This window comes from Bacillales bacterium (assembly GCA_035700025.1).
Lineage (GTDB): Bacteria > Bacillota > Bacilli > Bacillales > DASSOY01 > DASSOY01.
In genome coordinates, this window is sequence record DASSOY010000014.1 from 1 (window position 1) to 18,210 (window position 18,210).

19 protein-coding genes and 1 other annotated feature are annotated in these 18,210 nt (G+C 49.8%); of the genes, 10 read left to right on the forward strand and 9 right to left on the reverse strand.

Annotated features, from left to right (window positions below):
* The 3 genes from VFK44_03045 to VFK44_03055 all read left to right on the forward strand — a co-directional run.
* A partial coding sequence (locus VFK44_03045) for a glycerol-3-phosphate dehydrogenase C-terminal domain-containing protein (GenBank protein ID HET7627343.1) occupies positions 1 to 510 on the forward strand: 510 nt, incomplete at its 5' end.
* Positions 511 to 514: 4 nt separating this feature from the next.
* Positions 515 to 1,012: a metallophosphoesterase gene (locus VFK44_03050; protein ID HET7627344.1), complete on the forward strand. Its 498-nt coding sequence runs from the start codon at positions 515 to 517 to the stop codon at positions 1,010 to 1,012.
* 55 nt (positions 1,013 to 1,067) lie between these two features.
* Positions 1,068 to 2,807: a phospho-sugar mutase gene (locus VFK44_03055; protein ID HET7627345.1), complete on the forward strand. Its 1,740-nt coding sequence runs from the start codon at positions 1,068 to 1,070 to the stop codon at positions 2,805 to 2,807.
* Positions 2,808 to 2,844: 37 nt separating this feature from the next.
* Here VFK44_03055 and VFK44_03060 read toward each other — a convergent pair whose 3' ends face one another.
* Positions 2,845 to 3,234, reverse strand: coding sequence for a hypothetical protein (locus tag VFK44_03060; GenBank protein HET7627346.1), 390 nt, complete (start codon positions 3,232 to 3,234; stop codon positions 2,845 to 2,847).
* A 54-nt stretch (positions 3,235 to 3,288) separates the two neighbouring features.
* On the opposite strand from VFK44_03060, the gene VFK44_03065 reads away from it, so the two are divergent.
* Entirely contained in the window at positions 3,289 to 4,683 is a 1,395-nt protein-coding gene (locus VFK44_03065) for a SpoVR family protein (GenBank protein HET7627347.1), read from the forward strand.
* A gap of 140 nt (positions 4,684 to 4,823) precedes the next feature.
* Positions 4,824 to 5,024: an alpha/beta-type small acid-soluble spore protein gene (locus tag VFK44_03070; GenBank protein HET7627348.1), complete on the forward strand. Its 201-nt coding sequence runs from the start codon at positions 4,824 to 4,826 to the stop codon at positions 5,022 to 5,024.
* A 124-nt stretch (positions 5,025 to 5,148) separates the two neighbouring features.
* Here VFK44_03070 and ugpC read toward each other — a convergent pair whose 3' ends face one another.
* The 4 genes from ugpC to VFK44_03090 all read right to left on the reverse strand — a co-directional run bounded on the left by ugpC (position 5,149) and on the right by VFK44_03090 (position 8,413).
* Positions 5,149 to 6,246 carry a sn-glycerol-3-phosphate ABC transporter ATP-binding protein UgpC gene (ugpC, locus tag VFK44_03075; protein ID HET7627349.1) on the reverse strand — a complete coding sequence of 366 codons (1,098 nt, stop codon included), beginning with the start codon at positions 6,244 to 6,246 and terminating at the stop codon, positions 5,149 to 5,151.
* A gap of 105 nt (positions 6,247 to 6,351) precedes the next feature.
* The gene (locus VFK44_03080; GenBank protein ID HET7627350.1) at positions 6,352 to 7,245 is read right to left on the reverse strand and encodes a helix-turn-helix domain-containing protein; all 894 of its coding nucleotides are present in this window, start codon (positions 7,243 to 7,245) and stop codon (positions 6,352 to 6,354) included.
* Between the two features lie 77 nt (positions 7,246 to 7,322).
* On the reverse strand, positions 7,323 to 7,556 hold the full coding sequence (locus tag VFK44_03085; GenBank protein ID HET7627351.1) for a DUF5342 family protein: 234 nt from the start codon (positions 7,554 to 7,556) through the stop codon (positions 7,323 to 7,325).
* Positions 7,553 to 8,413, reverse strand: a complete 861-nt coding sequence (locus VFK44_03090; protein HET7627352.1) for a chemotaxis protein — start codon at positions 8,411 to 8,413, stop codon at positions 7,553 to 7,555. Before VFK44_03090 ends, VFK44_03085 begins: the two co-directional genes overlap by 4 nt.
* A 129-nt stretch (positions 8,414 to 8,542) precedes the next feature.
* Here VFK44_03090 and VFK44_03095 point away from each other — a divergent pair, with 129 nt between their 5' ends.
* Entirely contained in the window at positions 8,543 to 8,812 is a 270-nt protein-coding gene (locus VFK44_03095) for a hypothetical protein (GenBank protein HET7627353.1), read from the forward strand.
* Positions 8,813 to 8,868: 56 nt separating this feature from the next.
* Positions 8,869 to 9,083: a binding site (T-box leader), on the forward strand.
* A 47-nt stretch (positions 9,084 to 9,130) separates the two neighbouring features.
* On the forward strand, positions 9,131 to 10,390 hold the full coding sequence (gene tyrS / locus VFK44_03100; GenBank protein ID HET7627354.1) for a tyrosine--tRNA ligase: 1,260 nt from the start codon (positions 9,131 to 9,133) through the stop codon (positions 10,388 to 10,390).
* A 34-nt stretch (positions 10,391 to 10,424) separates the two neighbouring features.
* On the opposite strand, the gene VFK44_03105 is transcribed toward tyrS, so the two are convergent.
* The 4 genes from VFK44_03105 to VFK44_03120 are packed head-to-tail and all read right to left on the reverse strand — an operon-like array spanning position 10,425 to position 15,396.
* Positions 10,425 to 11,597 carry a YheC/YheD family protein gene (locus VFK44_03105; protein HET7627355.1) on the reverse strand — a complete coding sequence of 391 codons (1,173 nt, stop codon included), beginning with the start codon at positions 11,595 to 11,597 and terminating at the stop codon, positions 10,425 to 10,427.
* Positions 11,594 to 12,955 carry a YheC/YheD family protein gene (locus VFK44_03110; protein ID HET7627356.1) on the reverse strand — a complete coding sequence of 454 codons (1,362 nt, stop codon included), beginning with the start codon at positions 12,953 to 12,955 and terminating at the stop codon, positions 11,594 to 11,596. Before VFK44_03110 ends, VFK44_03105 begins: the two co-directional genes overlap by 4 nt.
* Positions 12,921 to 14,024: a YheC/YheD family protein gene (locus VFK44_03115; protein ID HET7627357.1), complete on the reverse strand. Its 1,104-nt coding sequence runs from the start codon at positions 14,022 to 14,024 to the stop codon at positions 12,921 to 12,923. The genes VFK44_03110 and VFK44_03115 overlap by 35 nt, the downstream gene beginning before the upstream one ends.
* A 19-nt stretch (positions 14,025 to 14,043) precedes the next feature.
* On the reverse strand, positions 14,044 to 15,396 hold the full coding sequence (locus VFK44_03120; GenBank protein HET7627358.1) for a YheC/YheD family protein: 1,353 nt from the start codon (positions 15,394 to 15,396) through the stop codon (positions 14,044 to 14,046).
* Positions 15,397 to 15,532: 136 nt separating this feature from the next.
* Between VFK44_03120 and VFK44_03125 the strand changes: the two genes are divergently transcribed.
* The 3 genes from VFK44_03125 (at position 15,533) to VFK44_03135 (ending at position 18,133) form a co-directional block, all read left to right on the forward strand.
* Positions 15,533 to 16,651 carry a DUF445 family protein gene (locus tag VFK44_03125; protein ID HET7627359.1) on the forward strand — a complete coding sequence of 373 codons (1,119 nt, stop codon included), beginning with the start codon at positions 15,533 to 15,535 and terminating at the stop codon, positions 16,649 to 16,651.
* Positions 16,652 to 16,784: 133 nt separating this feature from the next.
* Entirely contained in the window at positions 16,785 to 17,141 is a 357-nt protein-coding gene (locus tag VFK44_03130; protein ID HET7627360.1) for a YlbF family regulator, read from the forward strand.
* A gap of 131 nt (positions 17,142 to 17,272) precedes the next feature.
* Positions 17,273 to 18,133 (forward strand): Cof-type HAD-IIB family hydrolase, encoded by an 861-nt coding sequence (locus tag VFK44_03135; GenBank protein ID HET7627361.1) that lies wholly within the window; start codon positions 17,273 to 17,275, stop codon positions 18,131 to 18,133.
* Positions 18,134 to 18,210: the final 77 nt, after the last annotated feature.

An 18,210-nucleotide genomic window follows, 5' to 3' on the forward strand; every position in this document is an offset into this window, starting at 1 on the left:
ATGGCGGAAAAAGTTGTTGATCTTGCGGCCGAAGAGTTGCCGGGAACTTATCCGAAATCACGAACGGAGACAAAACGGCTTTCCGGCGGAAGTGTAGGCGGATCGAGCGGTTTTGCTCATTTTGTCGGCGGGAAGATCCGCGAAGGCACGTCGCTTGGGCTCACTGCGGATGAGGCTGAACTTTTAGCCAAACGTTATGGATCCAACGTGGACTGCTTGTATGGGATTTTACGAAGAATGGGAGAAGAAGCCGAACATCACGGACTTTCAAAATGTGTATTTGCGATGATCGTTTATGCGATTGAAAGCGAGATGGCCGCAACGCCGGCAGACTTCTTTATTCGTCGAACAGGTGCACTTTACTTTAATATTCATTGGCTGCAGCAATGGAAAGAGCCGGTAATAGCATATATGGCGGAACGGTTAAATTGGCGTGAAGAAGAAATAGAAAAACATAAGCAAACTTTAGAACAAAGAATTGAGGAAGCTACTTTCCCTTTGAAGGAGTGATGGAATGAAAGTCGGCATCGTTTCCGATACCCATATGACAACCCGCAGAAACATTTTTCCTGATCCATTATTGAAAGGATTGGAAGATGTAGAACTGATTATTCATGCAGGAGATTGGCAGACGCTTGAGGTTTATGAACAGTTAAGCGAAATTGCACCTGTGGAAGGTGTCGCAGGCAACGTAGACGACATGGAAATCATTGAACGGTTCGGTCATAAAAAATTGCTGACGCTTAACGGTTACACCATTGGTGTCACACACGGGCATCTTGGCAAAGGGAGAACGACGCCGGAACACGCCAGAAGCATGTTTGAAGAAGATGACCCCGATTTAATCATTTTCGGTCACTCTCATATTCCGCTTGATGAGGAGATCGATGGGGTGAGAATGTTCAATCCCGGTTCACCGACGGATAAAAGATGGCAGCCGCGATTTTCATTCGGGCTGATGACATTGGGAGAAACGCTTGATGTGCGTCACGTGTACTATGACAAGACATGAAAATTCCCAAAATCATGGTATAATCACATCAAATGCAGTTATTTGGGGGGTCTCGATGGACTGGAAAGCAGAATACGAGCGTTGGCTCAACAATCCGAATTTGGATGAGCGTACGAAGGCAGAACTTGAAAGGATCAACGACGACGGCATACTGGAAGACAGTTTTTATAAAAATTTGTCTTTCGGCACCGGGGGCATGCGAGGGGAAATCGGTCCCGGCACAAACCGTATGAATCGTTACACGATCCGCAAAGCTTCCGAAGGTCTGGCAAGATTTATCGAGGAACATGGAGAAGAAGCGAAGCTGCGCGGCGTGGTCATCGCTTTCGACTCTCGTCACCGCTCGCCGGAATTTGCCAAAGAGGCGGCGCTGACGCTCGGGAATCACGGCATTCGCGCTTATGTATTCGAGCAATTACGTCCGACGCCGGAACTTTCGTTTGCGGTCAGGTATCTCGGGGCGTTTTCCGGCATCGTTATTACCGCGAGCCATAATCCGCCGCAATACAATGGATTCAAAGTTTACGGTGAAGACGGCGGCCAATTGCCTCCGGCGACAGCAGATCGCGTCATTGAAAAAGTGAACGAGATTGGCGACGAGCTGGCCGTCAAGGTCGGAAATGAAGCGCGGCTGAAGAGAGCCGGTTTGCTTACCGTAATTGGAGAACAGGTCGACAAGGCGTATATTGAAAAGCTTCAAACGATATCCGTCAATTCTGCTGCGATCGCATCTACGGGGAAGGATTTGCGAATCGTTTACACGCCGCTGCATGGAACGGGAAACCTTCCCGTCCGTAACGGTTTGAAGGCGCTTGGTTTCGGAAATCTTACCATTGTCGCCGAGCAAGAAGCCCCGGATCCTGAATTTTCAACGGTTCAATCACCGAACCCGGAAGAAAAAGCGGCGTTTGAACTGGCCATTTCCTACGGAAAACGAATCGACGCCGATTTGTTGATGGCGACCGATCCTGATGCGGACCGGGTCGGGATTGCCGTGAAAAACAATGACGGCGAGTATGTTGTGCTTTCCGGGAATCAGACGGGGGCGCTGCTTCTTCATTATTTGCTTTCGCAAAAACAAAGCAAGAATGCTTTGCCGAAGAACGGCGCCGTATTGAAGACAATCGTCACTTCCGAATTCGGCCGAGTCATTGCCGACGATTTCGGAGTGACGACGATCGATACGCTCACCGGGTTCAAATTTATCGGCGAGAAAATTAAACAATTCCACGAGTCGAACGACCATACTTTTTTATTCGGTTATGAGGAAAGCTACGGGTATTTGATCGGCGACTTCGTTCGGGACAAAGATGCCGTTCAAGCGTGTTTGTTGGCCGCCGAGGCTGCTGCCTACTATAAAACTAAGGGGATGACGTTGTACGACGCCCTTGAATCTTTGTACGACAAATATGGTTGGTATGCCGAAGCGCTTCGATCGTTAACGTTGAAAGGAATCGAAGGCAGCCGGCAAATCGCGCGGATCATGGAATCGTTTCGAAAGGAACCGCCGCGGGCAATCGCCGGTCTCGAGGTAACGGACGTCGAAGATTATTTGCAAGGAGTACACATCGGATTGCGAGATGGGGTGCGAGAATCGCTTGCGCTTCCGAAAGCGGACGTGTTGAAATACCGCTTAAGCGGCGGACACTGGTTTTGCTTGCGTCCCTCCGGGACGGAGCCGAAAATCAAATTTTACTTTGGCGTTCGTGAAGCTGCGAAAGAGGCGAGCGAAACACGGCTCGAAGCGGTCATTGAAGAAGTGATGAGCCGTGTCAGCCAATTACAGAACGATTGAGGAAAGCCGCCGAACGGCGGCTTTTTATTCGAGGTGTTTACAAAGGATCAATTGTATAAGTGCCTCGGTCGGTCGTCAGTGAAAGTTTCGTACCGTCAAAATCGGCGTCATGCAGATGGTCGACCGGAATTTCGTATGAGGCCGAAGGCATCGGAATTTCCGTATCGTTCATGACCGCGCGGCCGTCTCCTTCGAGTTGCAAATACGTTTGTGAAAAATACGGGTCGATCGACTGTCCGGCATGGGTAACGCAAACGTCTTCAAGCTCCATAATTGTACGGTCAACATCTCCGTTTTCTCGCTTTGTAATCAGGACTTGTTGATCGTCCCATTGTTTTAAGGACTCTGCGAGACGCCGGAGGTCGAGGTCGTTTTGCATGCCATCACCTCGCACATAGTTTGCCCAAACCGTTTGCCGGCGATTCATTCTTCATTCCTTCTTTTCATACATTGATATGAACAATGCAAAGGAGGAAGGCTGATGACGCGCCAGCATGATGAACTTTCTTACGCGATCGATGAAATCAGCGAAATCGCCGATCATTTTGGCCTCGATTATTACCCGATGCGTTTTGAAATCGTTCCGGCGGACATTTTATATACATTCGGCGCTTACGGCATGCCGACGAGATACTCTCATTGGAGTTTCGGCAAACAGTTCCACCGCATGAAACTGCAGTATGATTTGGGCATGAGCAAGATTTACGAACTTGTCATTAATTCCGACCCATGTTATGCGTTCTTGCTCGATACGAATTCGCTTATTCAAAATAAAATGATCATCGCCCACGTGCTCGCACATTGCGATTTTTTCAAAAACAATGTGCATTTTTCCAATACAAGACGTGATATGGTTGAGAGCATGGCCGCTGCGTCCGAACGGATTGCCCATTACGAAAGCGTTCACGGAAAAGACGAAGTGGAGAAATTTCTCGACGCGGTTCTTGCCGTACAAGAACACATCGATCCCTCGCTCGTTAGAGGCAAGCTGCGTTGGGAATCCGACGAGCCGCAAAAGATAAAAAAACAAGGTCCTTATGACGATTTGTTAGGCGATGAGGGCGCTGAGGAAAAACCGAATGCGGAAAAGAAGAAACGGTTTCCGCCTCGGCCGGAAAAGGATTTGTTGCTGTTTATCGAGGAATTCAGCCGCGAGTTGGAACCGTGGCAACGGGACGTCTTAACGATGATGCGCGAAGAAATGCTGTACTTCTGGCCGCAAATGCAAACGAAAATCATGAATGAAGGCTGGGCAAGTTACTGGCATGCCCGCATTTTGCGCGAGATGGATTTAACAAGCAGCGAAGCGGTCGAGTTTGCCTCTTTGAATGCCAACGTTATTCAACCTTCGCGGCATCGCTTGAACCCGTATTATCTCGGTTTGAAAATATTTGAAGACATTGAACATCGTTATGACCATCCTGATCGCGACATGCAAAACCAAGGCGTCGTCGAAAAAAGCGGCCGGGAAAAAATTTTTGAAGTACGGGAATTGGAATCCGATCCGTCCTTCATTCGTAACTATTTGACGAAATCGCTCGTTGAACGGGAAGATATGTTTTTGTTTCAGAAAAAAGGGCGCGACTATACGATTGTCGACAAACAGTGGGAGCAAGTGCGCGATCAGCTTGTTTCGATGCGCATCAATGGAGGATTTCCCTATATTACAGTCGTCGACGGGGACTACCGCAAGAAAGGGGAACTGTATTTAAACCATTCGTACGAAGGGATCGAGCTGGATTTGAAATATTTGCAAAAAGTATTGCCGTACTTGCATCAGCTGTGGGGAAGACCCGTTCATATGGAAACGGTCGTCGAAGATAAACCGGTGCTCTTTCAATTTGACGGCGTGCACATGACGAGAAGTTATTTGTAAAAACCAATGCCCAGCGCAAATCGGATTTCCTACGTTAAAACTCCGGCACAGCCGGAGTTTTACTATCATTTGGCAAACGGAATTGTACATAACCTTAATCAAAAGTTGCACACTATGCGTATAACGAGGAGGTGAAAATCATGGCTCAAGGCGGAAACAGCAATCAATTGCTTGTTGAAGGTGCTTCTCAAGCAATCGAACAGATGAAGACTGAAATTGCTCAAGAATTCGGCGTGCAACTCGGCGCTGACCAAACTTCCCGTGCTAACGGTTCTGTTGGGGGAGAAATCACGAAACGTCTCGTGACGCTCGCTCAACAACAACTCGGTGGCGCTCGTTAATTTCATATCATGGCTATACAAGCCCTTTCCGCAAGGAGAGGGCTTTTTTTACTGTGTAAAAACCCCCGGCACAATGCCGGGGGCGTATGAAAATCTTTCGGGGGAAAGATTCCTGCTGGTTAACTTAACGGATGCGATTTTCCGTTTCCGGATCAAAGAAATGTCCTTTGTTCAGATCCAAGGCAAGGTCGAGATTCTGGCCGCTTTGCACGTCTGTCCTTGAATCGACGCGAGCGATGAAATCTTGATCTTCAAGTTTCGAATATAAGTAAGTTTCTGCGCCCATTAATTCGGCGACTTCAATGTGAGCGTTAATCTTCGTACCCTGCGACGTTTCAATGAAGACCGGTTCGTCGTGAATATCTTCGGGACGAACGCCGAGTATGAGTTCTTTGTTGTCATATCCTTGATCTTTCAATACTTTCAATTTTCCTTCTGGAACTTCCAATTTCGTGTTGCCGAGGATAAACGTGTTGCCTTCCAAACGGCCGCTCAGGAAGTTCATGGCCGGAGAGCCGATAAATCCGCCGACGAATACGTTTTCCGGCGTATCATACACTTCTTTAGGCGTTCCGACTTGTTGAATGAATCCGTCTTTCATTACGACAATTCTCGTTGCCATTGTCATTGCTTCCGTTTGGTCGTGCGTGACGTAAATCGTCGTTGTTTGCAGCCGTTGATGAAGTTTCGAAATTTCCGCACGCATTTGCACACGCAGCTTTGCGTCAAGATTGGACAACGGTTCGTCCATCAAGAACACTTGCGGATCGCGGACGATCGCCCGTCCGAGTGCGACACGCTGGCGTTGACCGCCGGACAATGCCTTTGGCTTGCGGTCGAGAAACTGCTCAAGTCCGAGAATTTTCGCAGCGTTGTTGACGCGCTTTTGGATTTCGTCTTTTTTAAACTTGCGCAATTTCAATCCGAACGCCATGTTGTCGTAAACATTCATGTGCGGATATAGTGCATAGTTTTGGAATACCATTGCGATGTCCCGATCTTTCGGGGCCACGTCGTTGACCATGCGTTCCCCTATGTAAAGCTCGCCGCTCGTGATATCCTCGAGTCCGGCAATCATTCGCAAAGTCGTCGATTTCCCGCACCCTGACGGTCCGACGAACACGATGAATTCTTTATCGGAGATTTCGAGGTTGAAATCATCAACCGCGGTCGTTTTTCCGTCATAGCTTTTCGTTATGTTGTTCATGTGAATTTGTGCCATTGTTTATCCTCCCAGTTTCGTAACTTGTGTTCCAGTGTAAAAGATGAAAGCGCTCACGTAAACGGAAGGTATGCACAAATTTGGCCGAATGGTTTTGTGCAACGTTCACAAATGCTCTTCCAACAAAGCGAGATAAACGGTAACCGCTTCAGGAAAAGAGCGAATGTCGAGCCCGGTCTTTTCAATGAACTTGTCAAGGCGGTATTGCAAACTGTTCCGATGAATGTACAGTTTCTTTGAAGCCGTCGAAACATTGAGTCCGCTTTTTAAATATTCGAATACACTGTTCATCAATTCTTTGTCGCTGCTCAATTCGCCAAGCAAGCTCCCGACGAGTTTTTTTCGCTCATGCTTTCTCATTTCGGCGAGCACTAAAAAAGGGAGTTGCTCTGCATGAAAATAAACGCTTCGTTCTGGAAAATAACGACGGCATGTTTTGAACCCCGCTTTTTCGGTCGCGAACGTTTCGCGAACCGTTGATGTTCCGTCTAGCCGAAATCCGACATACAAATCCATCGCCGTGTAAAAGTCGCCCGCGATTGTATCGACGAGGTCTTCAAAATGAACGGATTCTTCATGCATCGCATCGAACAGTTCAACGATGACGCCTTGCTGCCCGGTTTCCCACAATATGACGGGATGACCCGGAATTAATCCGTCGACCGCCTCTTCGAACGCCGAATGGTCGATCGACGAATCTTTCACGTAAAAATGGATGAACCGAAACGGTGATTCCGGGGGTCGCTCCGGCGAATCTCCACTCGACGCCGAATACAATACAGAATGCCAGTACGCCGATTTCGGAGGCAAATGCCTTCCCGTTTCAAAAGGCGTGAAAAAAAGGGTGAGCAGTGATTTTTCTCGTTCCGTGAGGACCGACTTTTCAATGCCGAACGACCCGTCTTCCGACTGAAACCAGGCATAGTCTTCCGGATTTTCCGTTTCCGCCGCATCGGCAATGATTTCATTTTTATAAAGCTCAAGCAATTGTTCGATCATCGTGAAATCCTTTCGGCTAAGCCATGGGCACTGAAATCGTGCCGGCCAATTTTTTTATGATAGCAAGAAGTGCGGCCTTATTTATCGTAAACGTGAAAAAGCATCAGTTCGTGTATGTGCGATTCCAAGGTCTTTCGCTTGCTTACCTCAGGCTTAGGGTCTTTCCAGTCGATTTGTCCGTTGTATCGATAAACGGCGCGGAAACAAGTGCCTTCGTGATAAAAAGAGATGCGGTAACTGCGGCGAAAGCTGCCGTCCGTTCGTACCGGTTTAAAAGTAAAATGCTGAATCATCCCGTTCTCCTTTCTCATTCGTTCAACTGTCTCCATGTGCTTGCGAGCCGTTCGGCAATCGGATGCAAAATGCTCTGGTCGTTCGCATATTCCAAGTGTGAGAAAGGGTTCCAGCTCGTCAACCAGCCTCCGGCGTTGACCTGTACGTCTTCGGTGACGGCTCGCTCATAATGTTCGTTCAACGCTTTTAAAGGATAACCGAGGATGTCGTCTTTATCGTAATAATTCCACCACCCTGTCTCGATGTCTGGACAATGAAGGGCAAATTTCGGAGCGGGGACGTAGATGGCGTTGCCGAAATCTTGAAATCGTAAACACCATAAAGGAAGCGAACTGCCAAGGGTGTACAACTGCGCAAGTGTCTCGCCTCTGGCAAGCGCGGATTTTCGCTGGGACGCGCGCACCATTGGCCGAATCTTCTCCGGTTCGTATTGTAAATCATAAAAATAATTGCTCACAATCACCGATCCGAGGCTGTGAGCGATGATGCACAACGGCGCGTCGCCTCCGGCTTCTTCGGACAACTCTTGCAACGATTCGGCGACGACTTGGTGAACGTTGTCATAATTGTGGCGGCGCTCTGCCGTCGGTTGATAAGCGATTGCATCGGCTAAATAGTTGACGACGAAAAGCCGCAGCCGTTTGTAATTCATATCGCCGCTTTGTTCAAGCCTTCGCCATAATTCACGTTCTTCCTTTTCGAAAACGCCGGCCCAATATACGGGCTTGAAAACGAGTTGCGTCGCCGGGTCGCTGCATTGATTTTTTACCAAATCCGAAAACCGGTTTCGAATCGCACCAATCATGGCATCAGCAAAATTTTCTTTCTGACTTCCGATGCCGTGAACGACCGCGATCGCCAATTTGCGCGTCATCTCATCACCTCTTTTCTTATTGTATCGGATTAAAGAACCGCTTCACAAGTTGAAATCGCGTTTGTTGCGCGTTGAATTTTTGAAAATTTTGACATATAATAAAAAAACCCATTCCATGGAGGTGTTCCCGTGCTCATCAAAATGATAGGTGTTGTGCCGCTGATGCTTTCCGTGTCAGCCGTTCTCGTTGTTTGGCAAGGAGGGAACTTGCTCGGGGCGTTCAGTCGTTGGACACCGCACGTTGCCGCCGGGCTGTTGATGGCCGGTTTTCTTATTTCTTGCGTGTTGCTCGGGTTTAAAAGATCGGTCGTACTCTCCGTCGTGAACGTATTTCTCGCCGCTGGTTTATTTTTCGCGGGTGGCGTTATGTTTTGGCTGCTGGTCGCTTCAGGCGTTTGAAAAAGGTTGACAAACGGAGGGGCCGTGTGGTCTAATCTTACATAGATTATTTAACGAAAAAAGCGATGAGCGGAATCGAGTAGCGGTCATTTCCCTGCTTCAGAAAGCTGGTGGTTGCTGTGAACCGGCGCACAAATGACGTGAATTACCTCCGTGAGCTTCCTTTGTGAACGGCGAGTAGCAAAGGACGGTGCAGACCGTTACGCTGTTTGAGCGGAAGACGAATGTCTTCAACAAGGGTGGTACCGCGCGGAATAACCACGTCCCTTACATTTGTAAGGGGCGTTTTTTATTTGACTTACGAAAGGATGATGAATGATGAACATTTTGGATGATCTTGAATTTCGCGGATTAATTAATCAGGTTTCGGATTTGGAAGGGTTGAAGGAACAAACAGAGCAAGGACCGATCACGTTATATTGCGGTTTTGATCCTACGGCAGACAGCTTGCACGTCGGGAGTCTCGTGCCGATTTTGACGCTGCGCCGTTTTCAAGAGGCGGGCCATCGCGTCATTCCGCTAGTCGGCGGCGGCACGGGATTGATCGGGGATCCGAGCTTCAAAGCACAGGAGCGTCAGTTGAACAGCCAAGAAGTCGTCGAGGAGTGGAGCGATAAGCTGAAAAACCAACTGTCGGGCATCGTTAAATTTGAAGGAGATAATCCGGCGAAAGTGGTCAACAACTATGATTGGCTTGGCGGTTTGCAGCTCATTCCGTTTTTGCGTGATGTCGGCAAGCATTTGACCGTCAATTACATGATGGCGAAAGAATCGATGAGATCGCGCGTGGAAACGGGCTTATCGTTCACTGAGTTTTCCTACATGCTCATGCAAGCGTACGATTTCTTGAATTTGTACGATAAAGAAGATTGCCGTCTGCAAGTCGGCGGCAGCGACCAGTGGGGCAACATCACCGCAGGGCTTGAATTGATTCGCCGCGAGGGGAAAGAAGAATCGGCATTTGCGTTGACAGTACCGCTCGTCACGAAAAGTGACGGGACGAAATTCGGAAAAACGGAAAGCGGAGCGATTTGGCTCGACGCGGAAAAAACGACGCCGTACGAGTTTTACCAGTTTTTCTTGAATTCGAGTGACGAGGACGTCGTGAAGTTTTTGAAGTACTTTACGTTCTTGAGCCGGGAAGAAATCGAGGCGCTTGAAGAAAAGGTAAAAGTTGCGCCGGAAAAGCGCGAGGCCCAGCGCACGCTGGCCGAGGAGGTCACGAAGCTTGTGCACGGCGAAGAAGCCTTGAAGCAGGCGATTCGGATTTCCGAAGCGCTGTTTGGCGGAGACGTCGCGGAGCTGACGGCGGCGGAAATCAAGCAAGGCTTCAAAGATGTGCCGTCGTTTGCGATGGCATCGAAAGAAGACGTCGGCTTGATTGACTTGCTCGTGGATGCGGGCGTGTCGTCGTCGAAGCGGCAAGCGCGTGAGGACATTAAGAACGGAGCGATTTACATCAACGGCGAGCGCGACACGGATTTGCAGCGTGTTGTCGGGGCAGACGATCGGATCGAAGACCAGTTTGTCATCATCCGCCGCGGAAAGAAGAAATATTTCTTGATCCATTATGTGTAAGGTTTGTAGAACGGGCCGTGCGGCCCGTTCATTTTTATTGAAATCCGCTTAAGCGATCCATGATGGCGATCAATGTTCGCATGCGCTTCGCTTCAATTTCTTTCTCGTCAAATACCATCGGTTTTGCATTGGCTTCGAACAGCCATAAGTGACCAGACCAGTCGCGTCCGACATCGAAGGAAAGTTCGTACAACGGGTCAATTTCCGATGCCAGTCGTTCAGCCGCGCGGGAACAGATTGATTCGACGGCGGAGAGGTTGACCGGCGGAGAAAGCTTGTCGATGGCGAGCCGCGAGCCGCCGCGCGGAACGTGGGTCGTGATCGCCTTTTCGCCGGCAACGCGGGCGCCGATGCCGGTCAACTGCCACGAGCCGTTAAGTTTTTGCATTAAGACGCGAAAATCATACGGCCGTTTTTCATGCGTATCCAGCGGGATGCGCGGTTGAATGACATAGGCTCGATCGTTCGTGAGCTGTTCGAACCTTTCGCCGAGCGCTTGAAATGTCATAAAGTGCTCGGTTTGTTCATGAGTTTGCACGACAAATGCACCTTGTTCACTCTTTTCGATCGTAAACATGCCGATGCCTTGGTGACCGTCGACGGGCTTGATCATTACCGATGGCCAATGAAGGAGGGCCGACTGCAGCAGTATGACATCGGCATGCAGGGTGACCGGCAAATGTTTCTGCAGTTCGGGGTCACGGGTTAATGTGTCATGAATCGTCCATTTATCAAGGAAACGTCGGTTGAAAAAAGGAATGCCGCACTTGGCGAACCGATTGACTAAGCGATCGTAGGCCGGGCCGATTTCGTCTTCGCGAAACGGCAGACGGTTGTAGACGACATCCGGCAGCGGCATAACCGTCTCAGACCAGCATTCGTCGCGTGCATTGTAAACGCAGCCGGTCACGCTGTCGGCATTAAAGCCTTCATGAGTAAAAACAAACGCGATACCGCCGACGGTTTGCAACGCTTGATGAAGGCGATAGAAGGCGGCGCGATTGCCGGCGAAGGATGATTTACCCGGAGATGTCCAAATGCCGACGAGCGGACCGATCCGATTTTTCGCAGACCGCACTCGAAAGGCGACCGCCGGCAGGAAAGGCCGAGTGGTTAACGGCTGTTGATTCTTGCCCCAGACGAATGTTTTCCCCGCGCGGCGGTGACTCCATTTTTTTTGCAACGGTTCAAAATAAATGAACATCATGCGTAAATCATCGCTGGTTGGCGCAGCTGCGTTTCCGTTAAATGAACCGCATATGCCAGAGGCAGCCGCCGGGACAACGCTTCGGCTTCTTTCAGTTTCGGATGGGCGAAAATGTGTCTCCCAGGTTTCGCGTTCGCTTCGAATAGCCATACCTTGCCGTTGATATCGATGCCAAGGTCGAACCCAATTTCTCCGATGAATCCTTCAATGTTTTCATCGATCGCCTGACTGATCGTTAACGCCGCTTCCTTTAAGATGGTTTCCGCTTCGCGTGCTTTATCGACAGGACGAAGCACTTCGTCGATCGTTTTCACACGGCCGCCGTATTTCAAATGCGTCGTTACGCTGCCGCTGCCTGCGACTTTTGCCGCGAGGGCGCTTACTTGCCAATCTCCGTAATCGTTTTTGTTTGTGTGGACGCGGAAGTCGACGACGCGATCCTCATCTCGCATTAACTCGATACCTTGCTGTGCAAGCAAATGCTTCAGCCGGTTTCCCGGAAATTGGTGGGCAAGCAGGTTGTTCAACGAATGAAACCGGCGCAAGCGGTTTTCTCCGCCGTCATGAAAGCGGCAAAAATATTGCTCACCGTCTTTCGAGCGAATGATCTGATGAATGCCGAGGCCAAGGCTGCCTTTCGCCGGTTTCACATAAACTTGCCGATGAGCGGACAACATTGCGGCAATCGTCGCTTCATCCGGAGCTGCCTGTGTTTCCGGCAAATAATGGACGACACGAGCATCGCCGCGCAGTTTTTCATGAATGTCCCATTTGTCAAAAAATCCAGGATTGAACCACGGAATCCAATAGTCATTTTGCAGCTTATGTTTCACGCTGCGCATGAGGGGCAACCGTTCGGTACGCCGATTTGGCAGCCGGTCATAAACAACGTCGGGAAACGGGACCTTCCGTTTTTCCCATCCGGTTGGGTGATAAAAATACCCTTCGATCGTTCCTGTTCCCCAGTCGATTTGATGGCTGCCGAAAAGGTAACAAAAGGCGCCGACTTCGGAAGCGGCCGATAAGGTTTTCGCGAACAGCCGCGTGCGTTCCCCGACCGGGCGCTGCGGGTGATCCGTAAAACCAGCGGTAAAAATGCCGATGAGCGGCCCGAGCTGCAAGGTGTCGCCGCGAACATAGACGTGAACGTATTCTTCCAAGGGAAGACGGAGCGCTTCCCAAACGTCTTCCGAAATGCCCAGTTCGCTGCCTGAGTCGTAATGGATTCGGCAAGGCGTGTTTCGCGTCGAAAAGCCGATCCAGGAAAGGGTCCGGGGAACGGCATCGCGCAAACGATCCGGGAGGAAGACGGTGTTTGAGCGGTTATTGACTTTTTGCAGTTTCACGAGTGGTGTCATGTTCCGTCAACTCCTTCTGCTTGAGCAAATGCCTCGCATAGGCGAGCGGGGTTTCGGCGAGGGTTTCTAAACTCGTTTTTCCGCCCTCCAGCAACGTGCGATGGCCGGGTTTGGAATTCGCCTCCAGAATCCATACACCTCCGTCACTGCCGACGCCAATATCGATTCCGAGTTCGAAGAGAGGACCGAACACCGATTCCAACCGATGCGGCAAGTATTCGACGATCGAATCGATCTCTTCTTTCACGAATGGCCGCTGATGCCCGGGCATGGTTTCGAGCCATTCGCCGAATGAGGAAAGTTTTCCGGAACTGTGCAAATTCGAAACGAGACAACCTTTTTTTCCGGTGCGGACGCCGCGCCCTTCTTCCCGCCATAGCCCGTGTTCGTTTTTTTGGACGACGATGCGAACATCGAAAGGTTGGCCGTCCTGGTTTTGAAACTTCAAAAACGGTTGAACGAGAAACGCCGACCGTGTTAATTGCGAAAACAGCCATTTTCGGAACAATGAACGAGCGGGGAAGGTTTTGTGGACGGTTTTCCCTCGCCGATCGGAGCGAACGGTGATACCGCCGCCTTCGCTCTCAGCAACAAAAATGCCTTTTCCTTGCGAACCGCTTTCGGGTTTGAAAAGAATACGTCCGCGCTTATTCAAATGTTCGAGGATCGTGTCGGCTTCCGTTGCATGCACGGTGTCGATCAAATAATTTTTCAAATAATCGTCCTGTTGCAAGGCTTTATGGACCTTCCATTTGTTTGGCAGTCCGAATCCGAGAAACAACGTTTTGTTTTTCAGCCAATCGACGATCGGCGCGTTCGTTTTGAACGAATGCCTAGATGAATAAAAACAGCGGTCGTAAAGAACGTCGGGAACTTTAAATGTGTCCGTGCGCCATCGCTCACTATCGGCGTCGAACGTTTTTCCGGAGATGTGTTCGGTATAAGGATCAATGTGTGACGGAATAAACTTGCGTACTGTAAACTCATAGGATGCGGCAATTTTCCCGATCGTATTGTAGTACGAAAGTTCTTGGTTTTCATTGAGAACAACGATGCCGAAATCGTTCATTTGTCTTCACCTGCGTTTCTTATGAATTCGTAAATCGTGCCAAATAACAGCCGTAGTCGATGATCGCTTTTGCCGAAGGGCGAATCGCGTTCGTTTCGTTTGCCGGATCAAGGTCTTTCGACGGTTTCGTGTTCACTTCAAGCAACCACGGTTTGCCTTCCAGGTCCAGCGCCAGATCAATGCCCAGTTCCCCATATCCATCTTCGGTGTGCAACGAAATTAATCCGGCGATTTCGAGAGCAAGTTCTTTCATCAAACGATGAATGTGTTTCGCCTCCGGTTCATAAAATGTATCCTGCAGCACGTCCCGGACGGAGCGGATTGTCCCGCCTTGAGCCAAGTTAGAAACGAACTGTTCTTCGGAAGAAACACGAGCGACACCAGAAGTCAGCCGCCACGATCCGTCTCTTCCTTTATTGCAAAGCATGCGAAAATCAAGCGGTTTCTGCCGGGTGTTCAACAACGGCACCCCTTGCTGAACGATGTAAGCTTGCCGTTCCAGCCGTTTCTGCAGCAGAAACGCGAGATCACCGGCGTTGTCGAATTCTTTTTGTTCGAAATCATCACCTGCTGTATGGTCCAGCCGAATCGACTGCTCGCCTTTTTCTACGCGCAAGATTTGCTTGCCTTGGCTTCCTTCCGTGGGTTTAATAAACAGACGGCGATGCCGCGACAACATGTCTTGCAAAGTTTCACCGTTTTTGTACAGGACCGTTTCCGGCAAATGCGGATGAAGTTCGCGATGCTTCCATAAAATTTGTTGAACTTGCCATTTGTCTAAATAGCGGGTGTTAAAATAATGAATGTTTTTGTCCCGCAAACGTTGAGCAAAAAGTTCCGTAGCTCGAAGTTTTTCAAGGTTGCGCTGGCCGATGCGGTTGTGAACGACATCGGGCGCGGGCAGTTGGCGGCGAATCCATGTGTTGCGGCGTTTTATATAGCCGATTGCGGAATCCCGGCGCCAACCGTTCAAGCTGAACACGTAAAACAAAACGTGTTCACTTGAACTGTAACGGGCCAATTCATCAAAATACGCTTCCAAAGGTCCGTCTATGGAATCGTTCTTTAAATAAGTCAACACGGCAATGATCGGCCCGAGGGAAAGACAGTTTTGCACAGGATCGTACGCGAGTTTCAAGCTCAGTGGTTCAGCCGGCAAATGGAAGGCTTGCAGCACTTCCGAATGAAGCTCGAGAACCGGCGGATTTCCGTGAGAAACAGGTTCACAGGTGACGGTTAGTTGTTTTTGTCCGCATTTCAGACCGATCGGCTGCGCCTTTTCGAGATGCCAATGATCGTAAAGGTGTCGGCTGATTGAAACGGGGGGACGGGTACCCGCCGCCGGTTCGACGATCACGTTTTGAATGTGCACGACGTTTCACCTGCTGCTGTCGTAATCATTTTCAAGCGGAACCCGATTGCACGTATAAGGCTTTACCGGGCATTCGTTGATAACGTATACTATGGGGAAATAGCGGAAATTGTGAGTTCGGAAGGTTGGTACGGCAATGAACATCTGGATTGAAATCATTTTGTTGACGGGTATCGGCGCGCTGATCGGAGGCGTGACCAACTCTTTGGCCATTAAAATGTTGTTTCGTCCTTATCATCCGAAATTTATCGGAAAGTGGCGGCTTCCGTTCACGCCAGGGTTAATTCCGAAACGGCGGGAAGAGTTGGCTGAACAGCTTGGGAAAACGGTGATGGACCATTTGCTGACCCCGGAGAGCATACGCAGAAAACTTCGCGATGAACAGTTTCAGGCGGAAGTTTTGGCGTGGGCGAGGAAAGAAATCGCGGACCGGATGGAGCAGTCAATCAGTCTTGAACAGTGGCTTGAACGAGAACTCGGGTTGATCGGGACAAGTGATACATGGGATCGGAAATTAAAAGCGGTGATTGCGGATAAAATTGCGGCGAATCGGAGTCGTTCGCTTGCCGAAGTTCTTCCAGGGAAATGGCAGGCGAAGATTGAAGAAAAGCTGCCGCTTTTGGCTGATTATGCCGCCTCGGAAGCGGCGCGATTCATTGAAAGTCCGCAAGGACGGACGAAAGTGCGGGCGTTCATCCAGCAATTTTTCGCCGGACGCGGCATGTTCTCGAACATGCTGCAAATGTTTTTCGGTAATGAAAGCATGGAGGAGCGGGTGCGTACGGAACTCGTGAAATTGCTGAACCAGCCGATGTTTCGTGATGTTATCCTGCTTTTTATCGAAAAACAATGGTCGGAGCTGCGCGAACAACAGTTGGACATATTCCCTTTGGAGGCGATCGCCGGTAAAGTCGAGCAACAAGTGAATGCGAACATTCCTGTCAAACGCTGGTTGCATCAGCCGATCGCGGAAACAGCCGCCCCATTTCGGGATCGGATTCTTGATCAAGGCGTACCGCTGTTGGTCGACAAAGGCGTGGCGTTTCTCTCGCTGCGGCTCGCCGGGTTGCTGCAACGGCTTCATCTCGGAGACGTCGTGAAAAAACAAGTCGAAACGTTCGCCGTCGAGCGTTTGGAACAACTCGTCCTGTCGATCTCTCGGCGGGAATTTAAAATGATCACGTATCTCGGTGCGTTGCTCGGCGGCTTGATCGGCATCGTCCAAGCGTTATTGCTGCAACTGTTCGGTGGATGAGCCGTCTTCTGCTGAAATCGGCATCGATCAATGGTATAGTGGGAACTGAGTCTCATGACGGAAATGCGGCCGGCGCAAAAAGGTGTCGGCTGTTGAACGGAATGCAGCGGAAAAATCAAAGGAGGACCCACCGATGGCTAATTTGTACGACAGTGCGTATGATCTGGAGAACGCGATTCGCGAGAGCGATGAATATGTGGAACTGAAGCAAAGCTACGAGCGGCTTGAACAAGACGAAACGGGCAAGAAAATGTTCGACAACTTTCGCAGCCTGCAATTGACGCTGCAGGAAAAGCAAATGAAAGGCGAGCAAATCAGCGAAGAAGAGGCGAAGGCGGCGCAGCAGCAAATGCAGGTAGTGCAGCAACATGAGGGCATTTCGAAATTGATGGCGGCCGAGCAAAAAATGAGCGTGATCATCAACGATTTGAACCGCATCATCACGAAACCGTTGGAGGAAGTGTACGGAAATCCGGAAGAAGCAAAATAAAGAAACGCGAAACCCCGCGCTGTGGCGCGGGGTTTCTGATTCTAAACGCCCGTGCAGCCGCATAGCATTTTTATGGAAGCCTTCATTTGTCTCGCAACTTTAGACTTTGCATCAGGAAGAGGGGGATGATTGTGGTTTACAGAATGCTTGCCCTTGATATCGACGGCACTTTGCTCCACAGCAACGATCGCCTCGATCGGCGTACGAAAGACGCGATTGCGTTCGTGAAAAGGAAAGATGTTTACGTAACGCTCGTGACGGAACGGCATTTCCATTCGGCCAAAAAAGTAGCGAAGGCGCTGAAACTCGACACGAAACTCATTACGCAGAACGGGGCGTTCATCGCTTCGGAAATGGATCAACCGTTGTATGAAAAGCGACTGAGCGCGGAACTTGTCAATGACATCGTCGACGTTCTTGAAGATTTCGATTGTCATGTCCGGGTCTCGCACGAACGATTTTCCGTCGGGAACCGGGTTCGCCAAAAAAGCGAACTGATCGCGAAAATGACGATCGGCATGACCGATCCGCTGTTTTACCCGGTCACGTTCGTCGACTCGTTAAGCGATTATTTGGTGGATCATTCGATTGCACCGACGAAAGTCGATGTTCACTTTTTCGATCAAAAGGAAAGAGACGCCGCCATGGCTGTCATGCGCTCGGAATTTCCGGAGACGACCGTCAGCTGCAACGGAAAAGAATGCGAAATCGTCGCAGAAAGGGTTTCAAAAGCGAACGGATTGGCGATGTTGGCCGAAGCACTCGGAATCCAAGATCATGAAATCGTAGCGGTTGGTGATTCGTGGAATGACAAAGAAATGATTGCTGCTGCCGGATTGGGCGTAGCGATGAAAAACGCGCCGCGGGAAGTGAAAAATATCGCCGATTGGGTGACGCGTTCCAACGATCAAAACGGAGTTTCGTTCATGGTGAAGGAAGTGTTTCGCAAACAGTTGGGGAGGACGTTCACCGCTAAATATGTCGATAAATAAAAGAAAACGACGAACGATTTTCCGTTTCCAAGGCAGGCGGCGGGACGAGATGCATCGAAGACATAAAATGAAGCATA